Below are 11,965 nucleotides of genomic sequence, written 5' to 3'. Positions count from 1 at the left end.
GTAGGACGTTGCGAGGTAAGATAAAAGATAGCTGATATGGCTATCTTTTTTATTTTCTTTAATTTTTAGAAAGCTACCTGCTAATGAGCGGTAGAGCTGATTTCTAATCATAAGCAATTTAAATTTATAACTAATTTATTTGAAAAATTTTTATCGGAATATATTTTAATAATTATAAGAAAGCAAGAGGTATTGTGCCCCTTGCTTTTTTATATATGTAAACAATTAAGTACTTATTGAAGCTTTATGAGACAATTAAGTTTTTATAGATGTTTAAAAAGTATAGAAATACATTATCAGTAAATAAACATGCATTATTAGCACGAAAGTTAAAAAATTAATTAATAAAGTTTATGAAAGATTATAGAAAAAGAGTGAAAAAAGTTACAATATTTGGTAATATATATTTATACAATAATTGGCTATGAAATATAAATATATAAGCTTAATGATGTAAGAGGAATAAGAAATATGGATGGGGGTATAATTTGATGCAAGATAATCCTAAAGACGATGAAGCTAGAAGTAAAGATGATATTGGTAAGTCAATTGAGGAAGAAAAAGCTTTAGTTGAAAAAGAAAGTTCAACTGCTGTTAAAAGGAAGAGAACAGTGAAAAGTAAGGGGAATTTATTATTAGAAGTTAATGAAAGTTCACTAGAGAATAATGAGAAAAAAGACTCTAAGGTTAAGGCAAAATCAAAAGGGAATGCAAGAAGAACTACTACAAGGAAAAGTAAAGAAGATAAATCAAAAGCAGTAACTGAATCTGGTTTAAAGCTCGATTTAATAGATAAAGATAATAAGAGTAATAAAACAAGAAAAAATAAAGAAAAGACTAGTGAGAAAGCATCATCCAGAAGAATAAACATCATAAAAAATAAAGAGGCTGTATTGGAGAAAGAAAAAATATTATCTGATGGAGAAGCGGAAAGAAATGAAGTTAAGAGGGTTTTAACTAAGGTGGATAAGGCAGAATTAACCAGTTTTAACACATATTTATTTCATCAAGGTAAAAATTATGAAGCGTATAACATTTTAGGAGCACATGTTAAAAAAGAAAAAAATAAGATAGGTATACAATTTGCAACTTGGGCACCTAATGCAAAAGAGGTGTATGTTGTAGGAGAATTTAATGATTTTGAAGTAAAAGATGAATTTAGACTTGAGAAAATAACTGAAAATGGATTGTGGAAAGGCTTTTTTGCAGAAGTAAAGACTGGAGATAAGTATAAGTACTGCATAATAGAACAGAACGGTGAAAAGGGAGAATATAAAGCAGATCCTTATGCAATACAAAGTCAATTAAGACCAGATAATGCTTCAATAGTATATAAGCCTAAAAATTTTAAGTGGACGGATAAAACATGGATTAATAAAAGAAATAAGATAAATGCATTAGAAGAACCATTAAATATATATGAAGTACACTTAGGTTCATGGAAAAGAAGGGCTAATGGTGAGTTTTTTAATTATGAAGAAATAGGAGAAGAGTTATCTAGTTATGTGAAAGAAATGGGATATACCCATGTGGAGATTATGCCTCTTGTAGAGCATCCACTAGATGCTTCATGGGGATACCAAGGAACAGGCTATTATTCTCCAACAAGTAGATATGGAAATATTGAAGGATTTAAAAGTTTAATTAATAAGCTTCATGAAGCTAATATAGGAGTAATAATGGACTGGGTTCCAGGACATTTTTGCAAGGATGCTCATGGACTATATAGATTTGATGGAACACCAACATATGAATATCAGGAAGAATGGAGAGCTGAAAATAAAGGCTGGGGAACCTGCAACTTTGATTTAGGAAAACCAGAGGTAAAAAGTTATTTAATATCAAATGCGTTATATTGGTTTAGAGAATTTCATATTGACGGTTTAAGAGTAGATGCTGTTTCTAGCATTTTATACTTAGATTACAGCAGGGCAGAAGGAGAGTGGATTCCCAACAAAAATGGAGGAAATGGTAATCTTGAAGCAATAGATTTTTTGAAGGAATTAAATAAGGCTGTTTTTAATGAATATAAAGCAGCTCTTATGATAGCAGAAGAATCTACAGCTTGGCCTAATGTTACAAAACCACCAGCTAATGATGGACTAGGATTTAATTTTAAATGGAACATGGGATGGATGAATGATACCTTAGAATACGTTGAGATTGATCCTAAGTATAGAAAGTATAATCATAAGAATATAACTTTCGCAATGATGTATAACTATGCCGAAAATTATTTATTACCTCTTTCCCATGATGAAGTTGTTCATGAGAAGAAGTCATTAGTAGATAAAATGTGGGGAGATGAATGGAATAAGTTTGCAGGGCTCAGAGTTTTTATAGGCTATATGATGGGACATCCGGGCAAGAAATTGCTATTTATGGGATGCGAATTTGGGCAAAGAATTGAATGGAGAGAGCATTCAGAGCTTGAATGGGGAATAATAGAGGAATCAGATATTCATAAAAAAACCCAATTATTCTTCAAAGATATAAACAATTTATACCTTAATAACAAAGCTTTTTGGGAATTAGATTATGACTATAGAGGATTCAATTGGATAGAACCAGATAATAATGAGCAAAGCATATTAATTTTTGCGAGAAGGAGCAGAAATGATGAAGACACGTTAGTATTTGTAATTAATTTTACTTCTATAGTGTATTATGATTATAAAATCGGGGTTCCATTTTTAGGAAGTTATGAAGAGATATTCAATACTGATGATAGTAAATACGGTGGTTCTGGACAAGTTATGGGAGAAATATTAATAGCGGAGAAAATGCCATTCCATAACCAGCCGTACTCATTAACAATAAAAGTACCGCCAATGGCAGCTTTAATATTAAAGATAAATGAAATTAGTTCGGAGCAAGAAAAAAATTCAATTGATGAATTATCTATTAAAGAAGTTGATGAACTCAAATAAAAGCATTAAGGAAATCTTATTAGTTGCTATTTAAGAGTAGCAATTAATAAGATTGTTAAGTTATACACTAGGTTGAGGGGGATAAGGAATGAGAGTTTTATTTGTAGCTTCAGAAGCTAGTCCACTTATAAAAACTGGAGGACTTGGAGATGTTGCTGGAGCATTGCCTAAGGCACTTGCTAAGAGGAATGTAGATGTAAGAGTAGTTATACCTAAATATAAAGAAATCAATTGGGAAGTAAGAGATAAATTAAGGTTTATTAAATGGTTCAATGTTAATGTAGGCTGGAGAGAACAATTTTGCGGAGTATGGGAATACTTTTATAACGGGGTGACATATTATGTTTTAGACAATGAAAGATATTATAAAAGAGATGAAATATATGGTTTTTATGATGATGCTGAAAGATTCGCATTTTTTGATAGAGCTGTATTAGATATGTTGCGTCAAATAGATTGGCAGCCAGATTTGATTCACTGCAATGATTGGCAGACAGGAATGCTTCCTGTACTTTTAAAATTTCAGTATAAGAAAAATGATATGTTTTATTGGAAGATGAAGTGCGTATATTCAATTCATAATATAGCTTTTCAGGGAATTTTTGATCCTCAAATACTTCCGGAGTTATTTGGTTTTGATATGGAGTTATATGAAAATACCTGTTTAAAATTTGACGAAGGTGTAAGCTTCATGAAAGGCGGAATATATTATTCTGACATAATCACAACTGTCAGTGAAACCTATGCAAGTGAAATAAAAACTCCTGAATACGGTGAAAGGCTAGATGGTGTATTAAGAGATAGAGCTTATGCGTTGAGGGGGATAACAAACGGTATAGATTATGATGAATATAATCCTAAAACAGATCGATTTTTGAATAAGCAGTATGATGTAAATTCTATTCAAGACAAGGTTATAAATAAAACTAGCCTGCAAAAGGAATTAGGGCTTACCATTGATGAGAATATACCTATGATAGGACTTGTAACAAGGTTGACGCAGCAAAAGGGACTTCATTTATTAATAAATATTTCAGATAAATTATTGCAGCAGAATGTTCAGCTAGTTATCTTAGGAACTGGAGATAAACAATATGAAGATCATTTTAGGTTGTTAAATTATAGATATGGTAATAAAGTATCTGCAAATATTAAATTTGATAATTCTATGGCAAGTAGAATTTATGCTTCAAGTGATATGTTTTTAATGCCATCACGCTTTGAACCATGTGGACTCGGACAATTGATAGCACTCAGATATGGTTCTATTCCTATAGTTAGAGAAACAGGAGGATTAAAGGATACGGTAGCAGCGTACAATGAATATACTGGTGAGGGCAATGGGTTTAGCTTTAAAAACTATAATTCAGATGAATTATATAATATAATTCAATATTCATTACGGGTATATGAGAATAAAAAAGCATGGAATGACCTTATCAGAAATGCAATGAATTCTGATAACAGCTGGAATAAATCAGCAGAGGTATATTTAAATTTGTATAAGGAATTGACTGGACAAGATTAAGACGGAAATATGATATGGAGGTATATGGATGGGTATGCTCGAAATGGATAAGAAAGCATTTAAAAAAGCTTTTGTTAATAGGTTTGTAGAAATGCACGGTATTGAATTAAAGGAAGGAACTAATCAGCAAAAATATGATGCTTTGGGGTATTTAGTACGGGACTATGTTACTAGGGATTGGTTAAAAACAAATAAAAAATATAATAAAACAGGTGAGAAACAAGTATATTATTTTTCAATGGAGTTTCTATTAGGGAGGCTTCTTGGCGATGCATTATTAAATATAGGAATAAGGGATGTATGTAAGGATGCGTTAGCGGATTTAAATATAGATTTAGAGGAACTTGAAAATTTAGAACAAGATCAAGCGCTTGGAAATGGGGGACTTGGAAGACTTGCAGCATGCTTTTTGGACTCAATGGCTTCTTTAAATATTCCAGGAAATGGATGTGGAATCAGGTATAAATACGGATTTTTTGAACAAAAGATAATTGATGGAAAGCAGGTTGAAGTATCTGAGAGCTGGCTTAAGGAAGGAAATGTATGGGAAAAAAGAAAGCCAGAGAAATCTGAAATTGTTAAATTTGGTGGAGAGGTGAAGGCAGGGGAAGTAAATGGACGATTAAGTTTTACTCATGTTAATTATGAGCCAGTGTTAGCAATACCTTATGATACACCAATTGTAGGGTATGAAAATGAAATAGTGAATACTCTTAGATTGTGGAGTGCAGAAGCAGTTTCAAATGAATTTGACTTTTCATCTTTTAGTAGAGGAGATTTTCTTCAAGCAATTAAATATAAGAATTCGGTAGAAGCAATTTCACAAGTCTTATATCCGGAGGATTCATTCTATGAAGGAAAAATGCTTAGATTAAAGCAGCAGTATTTTTTTGTTTCAGCAGGAGTTCAAAGTATCATAAGACATTATAAAAAACATGGACATCACATTGAAGCTTTAGATGAGAAAGTGGCAATCCACATTAATGATACTCATCCAACTCTTGCAATTCCTGAACTTATGAGAATATTGGTTGATGAAGAAGGCTTGGAATGGAATACGGCATGGAGAATAACTACTAATACAGTATCATATACAAATCACACAATCTTATCTGAAGCATTGGAAAAATGGCCAGTAGACATGTTTAAACAGCTGCTTCCAAGAATTTATATGATAATTGAAGAAATAAATGAAAGATATTGTAAAGACCTTTGGGGAAAGTATCCGGGTGAGTGGGATAAAATTTCTAATATGGCCATAGTATCAAATGGACAAGTAAGAATGGCACACTTGGCTATCGTGGGAAGTCATAGTGTAAATGGTGTGGCAAAGCTTCATACAGAGATATTAAAGAAAAAGGAAATGAAAAATTTTTATTATTTATATCCAAATAAGTTTAATAATAAGACAAATGGAATTACTCATAGAAGATGGCTTTTAAAAAGTAATCCAGAACTTACAAAACTTATTAAGGATACAATTGGAGATAGTTTTATTAGACATCCTCTTGATTTAAGAAGTTTCGAGAGGCATTTATATGATGGGATTATATTAGAGCAATTGGGAAAAATAAAAAAATTTAATAAAGAAAAGTTAGCGGATATAATATTAAAAAATGACAATGTGAAGGTAAATCCAGACTCCATATTTGATGTTCAGGTAAAAAGGATACATGCTTATAAGAGGCAGATACTCAATTGTCTAAGAATAATGGATTTATACAATAAATTAATTGATAATCCAGGTTATGATATTGTACCAAGAACTTTTATATTTGGAGGGAAAGCTGCTCCAGGATACTATTTAGCTAAAAATACTATTGAACTTATAAACAGCGTTGCTAAAAAGGTAAATAATGATCCTAGAGTAAATGAAAAGATAAAAGTGGTTTTTGTTCAGAATTATAGAGTTTCACTCGCTGAACGAATAATTCCTGGTGCAGACGTAAGCGAACAGATTTCAACTACAACTAAAGAAGCATCAGGGACATCAAATATGAAGTTTATGATGAATGGTGCTATTACAGTAGCAACATTAGATGGAGCTAATATTGAAATAAGAGATGAAGTAACAGATGAAAATATAATAATTTTTGGATTAACTGCAGATGAAGTCCTTAGTTATTATCAAAACGGAGGTTATAGATCGATTGATATATATAACAATGATATAAGAGTAAAGAGAGTAATTGATGATTTAGTAAATGGAAAATATCATAACGATAGAAATAAATTTAAAAGCATTTATGAAAATTTAATAACCTATAATGATGAATTTTTTGTTCTAAGAGATTTTGATTCATATCTAAAAGCTCAGGATAAAGTTGATACTCTTTATAGAGATACTGATGAGTGGCAAAGAATGTGTGGAGTTAATATTGCCCATTCAGGAATATTCTCATCTGACAGAACAATAGAAGAATATGCAACAGGAATATGGGGATCAGAAGTAATTTATAAAAATCTATAAAGCAAGTGAGTTTATTATAGAGTAATAATTTATACAAGATTCAAAAGCAATTTATGAGAAACTATGAGAGGAGTAATTTCATGAACGTTATGCAGGTATTACATGATTCGCAGAGTATAGAATTCAGAAAACCATTTGGAGCTGTGGAAGCTGGTCAGAAGATTAAACTATCAATTAATATTGATAAGGAAGTAATAGCAGTATTAGAAATGATACAGTTTGATGGTATTAAGCTAAGTATGGAAATGCAAAAAGAGTATTTAAATAATGGTGAGTTCAGATATTCAGCAGAAATTGATACACCTAATGAGCTTGGAATATTAGAATATTATTTTATTATAATAGACGGTTATGACAGGTTATATTATGGAAATAACTATGAACATTTAGGTGGAATTGGACAAATATATACTTATAATCCTATTCCATATCAGATAACCATATATAAAAGAACTTATACACCAGATTGGTATAAAGAAGGAATTATATATCAAATTCTTATAGATAGATTTTGTAATGGCAATGAAAATAGTATCATAAATTCACCCAAAGAAAACTCTTTTATATATGGAAGATGGCATGATAGCCCAATGTATATTAAGGATAATTTTGGAAGAATAGTGAGATGGGATTTTTACGGAGGAAATTTAAAAGGTATTATACAGAAGCTAGATTATATTAAATCTTTAGGAGTAAATATAATTCAATTAAGCCCTATATTTAAATCTCCCAGCTGCCATAAATATGATACGTCTGATTATGAAACAGTAGATGAGATGTTTGGAATTAATAATGAATTTAAAGAATTGTGTGAAACTGCCCAAAATAAAGGAATTAAAATTATCCTTGATATAGTATTAGGATATACCAGTTCAGATAGCAAGTATTTCAATAAATTAGGCAATTACGGTGAAGTTGGAGCATATAATTCTCCTAATTCTAAATATTATAATTGGTATAGGTTTCTCAAATATCCGTATCAATATGAATCGTGGTGGGGAATAGATGAAAGACCAAGCATTGATTCAAGTCAAAAAGGGTATATTGATTATATTATAGAAAATGATAGCTCAATCATCGAGAAGTGGATAAAGTTAGGGGTGAGTGGGTGGAAATTAAATATAATAGATGAACTTTCTGATGAGTTTATAGGGTTAATTAGAAAGAAGATGCAAGGAATTGGCGAAGAAACTGTGCTTATAGGTGACATCTGGGAGGATGCATCTAACAAGATTAGTTATTCCAAAAGGAGAAGGTATCTTCAAGGTGAAGAAGTTCATGCGGCCACTAATTATCCATTGAGAGAAAGTTTAATTAATTTTGTTAAGGGGTATATAAAATCAGATAAACTTAAGCAGAAGATAATGTCTTTATATGAAAATTACCCAAGAGAAAGTTTTTATGGAAATGTTAATATTGCGGGTACCATTGATACTGAAAGAATCTTAACTGTTTTAGATGAAAACATTGAATTACTCAGGTTACTTGCAGTAATTCAATTCACATTACCAGGAGTTCCTCTTATTTGTTATGGTGATGAAGCAGGGCTAAAAGGTGGAAAAGAGCCTGATAATAGAAAAAGTTATCCTTGGGGGGAAGAGAATAAAGAACTTATTAAATTTTATCAGAAATTAACAAGCATAAGAAATAATGAAAATGGATTAAAGAAAGGAGATTTAAATATTTTAGATACAGAAACTGATGTATTAGCCTTTGAAAGAAATTATGAAAATGAAAAAATAATAATCTTGGTTAACATCTCTAATGAAGCAAAATTATTTAAAGGTATTAATTTAAATGGGGAGTATATGAATTTATTTAATACTGGTGAAAAATATAAGTTTACAGGGAGAAATAGTGGTATTACTGTTTTTTCACGAAATTTTAAGATATTACGCAAGCTTTAAATAATTATATTTGACTAAATTATAGAAAGTTGACGAAGGCTTTTACAACAAAGTATATGGTAAAATCTTACAAATAAATTTATAATATATTGTATGAATCTCTAAAAGCAATTATGTAAATCAATAATTTTATAGATTACTACTGAATTAAATAGTACGTAGTAAATATATTATCAGCATATATTGCAAGCGCTAAAGAGTATCAGTTTATTTAATGGGTATAAGAACATATGAGAGGAGATAATATTATGGGTAAAAGGGAAATTGTAGCAATGATACTTGCCGGTGGACAAGGATCGAGGTTAGGGGTTTTAACAAAGAAATTAGCAAAACCGGCAGTACCATTTGGAGGAAAGTATAGAATTATAGATTTTCCATTAAGTAATTGTTCAAATTCAGGAATATACACAGTAGGAGTATTAACCCAATATAAGCCGTTGGAGCTTAATGCACATATCGGTATAGGAGAAGCATGGGATTTGGATAGAACTCATGGCGGTGTAAGTATATTGCCACCATATCAAGAGGAAAAGGGTGGGGAATGGTATAAAGGTACCGCAAATGCTATCTATCAAAATATAGAGTTTGTTGATAGATATGACCCAGAATATATTTTAATTTTATCTGGAGACCATATTTACAAGATGGATTATACAAAAATGCTGGATTTTCATAAAGAAAAGAAAGCTGAAGCTACTATAGCAGTAATTGAAGTTAGCATAAGCGAAGCATCTCGGTTTGGAATAATGAACACTAGAGAAGACTTATCAATATATGAATTTGAAGAAAAGCCTAAAAATCCTAAAAATAATTTAGCTTCTATGGGGATATATATTTTTAATTGGAAAACTCTAAAAAAGTATTTAAGGGAAGATGAGGCAGATAAAACTTCAAAAAATGATTTTGGTATGAATATAATTCCTAATATGCTCGGTGATGGAAATAGGATGGTTGCATATCCATTTAAGGGATATTGGAAAGACGTTGGAACTATTGAAAGTCTGTGGGAAGCAAATATGGATCTCATAAAAGAAGATAATGAACTTGATTTACATGATGAGGAATGGAAAATATATTCAGTTAATTCAAGAAGACCAGCTCAATACATTGGAGAGAATGCCAAAATATCTAATTCATTAATTGCTGAAGGATGTATTATGAAAGGACAAGTTGAAAATTCTATATTATTTCAGGGGGTGCAGGTGGGAAAAAATTCGGTTATCCGTGATTCTATAATTATGACTGATGCTAAGATAGGGGAAAACGTAGTTATAGAGAAAGCTATTGTAGGAAATGGGGCTATTATTAGGAAAGAGTGCAAAATTTCCTTAGATGGTGAAATAGCCATTATTGCAGCTAAAGAAGATGTAAAAATGGGTACAGTTATAGAAAATAATAAAGCTGTTTAAATGGATCACTAAGGGGAGGGTAAAATGAAAAATTGTATTGGTATAATTAATTTAGATGAAAATGAAAATAGGATGGGAGAATTAGTAGTAGGAAGATCTCTTGCTTCGGTTCCAATTGCAGCAAGATATAGAATTATAGATTTTGTATTATCCAATATGACTAATTCAGGTATAAGCTGCATAGGTATTTTCACAAAAAATAAATCTAGATCATTAATAGATCATTTAACAAACGGAAGGCCATGGGATTTAAATAGAAAAAAGGATGGACTAAGAGTTTTTAATTTTGGAAATGACGAACTTACTTATGATGATGTTCATAGATTTGCAGAAAATATAGAATTTTTAACTCGCAGTAGAAAAGAATATATTCTATTAGCACCTAGCTATATGATTTGCAATATAGATTACAATAAGGTTCTAGAATATCATAAAAGTACAGAAAAAGATATTACCATGGTATATAAAATGATCGATAATGCTTATGAGGCGTTTATAGATTGTGGAGTATTAAAACTTGATGATTCAGGTAGAGTAATAAGTGTAGGAGAAAATATAGGCAAAAATCCAAAAGCGAATATTAATATGGAAATGTATATAATGAAGACGGAACTGTTTATAAACATAGTGAATGAGTGTATAAGCAGTGGCATGTATAGGAAGGTTAAGGATTATATTCATAATAATTTAAGCACTTTAGCTTGCGGAGCTTATGAATTCATGGGACATTTAAATTGTATAAATTCAATAAAAGCATTATATGATAGTAATGCAGAATTTTTAAATAGAAAGATCAATAAAGAGATTTTTAATGAGGAAAGACCTATTTATACAAAGAGTAAGGATGAGGCCCCTACTTATTATGCCGAAAAGAGCAATGTAGTTAACTCGATAATAGCGAATGGATGCCGTATTGAAGGCATGGTTGAAAATTGTGTAATAGGCAGAAGAGTGTATATAGGTAAAAATGCACGGCTTAAGGATTGCATAATAATGCAAAATAGCAGAATTGGCGAGGATGTTGTACTAGATAATGTTATTGCGGATAAAGGAAGTGAGATAAGAAAAGGAGAAACTCTCATAGGATCGATTATGTATCCATTAATAATAAAAAGGAAGAATAAGCAGTAATTAAAAAAGAGATGCAAATTTAAGTAGAAAGTCAACTAAAATATTAGGTACAGAATACGGAATAAGAATATGAAATAGGCATTAGAAATTAAACTTATGGTTTATTTGCGCTTTCGCATGCAATGTTTATATTTTTTCTTTTAAACATTAATGCAGGAGACTTAAATGATAAATGAAATAAGTGAGTTTTTAATGCCTTCATTAATTAATATCTAATGAAGAAGGACAACTTACATAGAGCTTTAAGATTAAGATATATAGCAAATTTAGAGTCCAGTAAATAATAATATAAAGAAGCTTAAATTGGTGGGCAATTATGTTGATCTCTAAGAATGAAGAATAATTGATAAATTTTTTTCATAAAAGTGTTGACTTAAATAATATAACATGATAAGATAAACAACGTCGCTAAGGGACATAAAGTTCTAAAATTCTTTAATAAATTTTTGAAAAAATATTTTAAAGAAAAGATGTTGACAAGGTTTAAATCAAGTGATATACTAAAAAAGTCGCTTGAGGGTGACAGAATAAATAAGAAATTACAACGAAAGTTGTGAAAGAAAATGGTCTTTGAAAATTGAACAGAAAAT

The 11,965-nt window shown here is 30.5% G+C and carries 6 protein-coding genes; all 6 read left to right on the top strand.

The genetic code is table 11. The annotated features are described in order from the left end of the window. Positions 1-491 precede the first annotated feature (491 nt). The 6 genes from glgB (at position 492) to glgD (ending at position 11,375) form a co-directional block, all read left to right on the top strand. A complete protein-coding gene (glgB, locus tag CLOBL_RS25265) occupies positions 492-2,930 on the top strand; it encodes a 1,4-alpha-glucan branching protein GlgB (RefSeq protein WP_077861530.1) in 2,439 nt (812 codons plus the stop codon). An 88-nt stretch (positions 2,931-3,018) separates the two neighbouring features. Then, positions 3,019-4,458 carry a glycogen synthase GlgA gene (gene glgA / locus CLOBL_RS25260; RefSeq protein WP_077861529.1) on the top strand — a complete coding sequence of 480 codons (1,440 nt, stop codon included), beginning with the start codon at positions 3,019-3,021 and terminating at the stop codon, positions 4,456-4,458. Positions 4,459-4,492: 34 nt separating this feature from the next. Further along, a complete protein-coding gene (locus CLOBL_RS25255) occupies positions 4,493-6,928 on the top strand; it encodes a glycogen/starch/alpha-glucan phosphorylase (protein WP_077861531.1) in 2,436 nt (811 codons plus the stop codon). A gap of 80 nt (positions 6,929-7,008) precedes the next feature. After that, the gene (locus tag CLOBL_RS25250; protein WP_077861528.1) at positions 7,009-8,835 is read left to right on the top strand and encodes a glycoside hydrolase family 13 protein; all 1,827 of its coding nucleotides are present in this window, start codon (positions 7,009-7,011) and stop codon (positions 8,833-8,835) included. A gap of 248 nt (positions 8,836-9,083) precedes the next feature. Further along, on the top strand, positions 9,084-10,244 hold the full coding sequence (locus tag CLOBL_RS25245) for a glucose-1-phosphate adenylyltransferase (RefSeq protein ID WP_077861527.1): 1,161 nt from the start codon (positions 9,084-9,086) through the stop codon (positions 10,242-10,244). A gap of 24 nt (positions 10,245-10,268) precedes the next feature. Next, entirely contained in the window at positions 10,269-11,375 is a 1,107-nt protein-coding gene (gene glgD / locus CLOBL_RS25240) for a glucose-1-phosphate adenylyltransferase subunit GlgD (protein ID WP_077861526.1), read from the top strand. Positions 11,376-11,965: the final 590 nt, after the last annotated feature.

Origin of the sequence: Clostridium sp. BL-8 (genome assembly GCF_002006495.1) — a bacterium.
Lineage (GTDB): Bacteria > Bacillota > Clostridia > Clostridiales > Clostridiaceae > Clostridium.
Note: the sequence above shows the minus strand (reverse complement) of the source record. Positions and strands in the feature narration are given on the sequence as shown.

Excerpts from the sequence above, each read along its gene's own strand:
- CLOBL_RS25255 (WP_077861531.1), top strand. The coding sequence starts at position 4,493 with ATGCTCGAAATGGATAAGAAAGCATTTAAAAAAGCTTTTGTTAATAGG.
- glgB (WP_077861530.1), top strand. The coding sequence starts at position 492 with ATGCAAGATAATCCTAAAGACGATGAAGCTAGAAGTAAAGATGATATT.
- CLOBL_RS25250 (WP_077861528.1), top strand. The coding sequence starts at position 7,009 with ATGAACGTTATGCAGGTATTACATGATTCGCAGAGTATAGAATTCAGA.
- glgD (WP_077861526.1), top strand. The coding sequence starts at position 10,269 with ATGAAAAATTGTATTGGTATAATTAATTTAGATGAAAATGAAAATAGG.
- glgA (WP_077861529.1), top strand. The coding sequence starts at position 3,019 with ATGAGAGTTTTATTTGTAGCTTCAGAAGCTAGTCCACTTATAAAAACT.
- CLOBL_RS25245 (WP_077861527.1), top strand. The coding sequence starts at position 9,084 with ATGGGTAAAAGGGAAATTGTAGCAATGATACTTGCCGGTGGACAAGGA.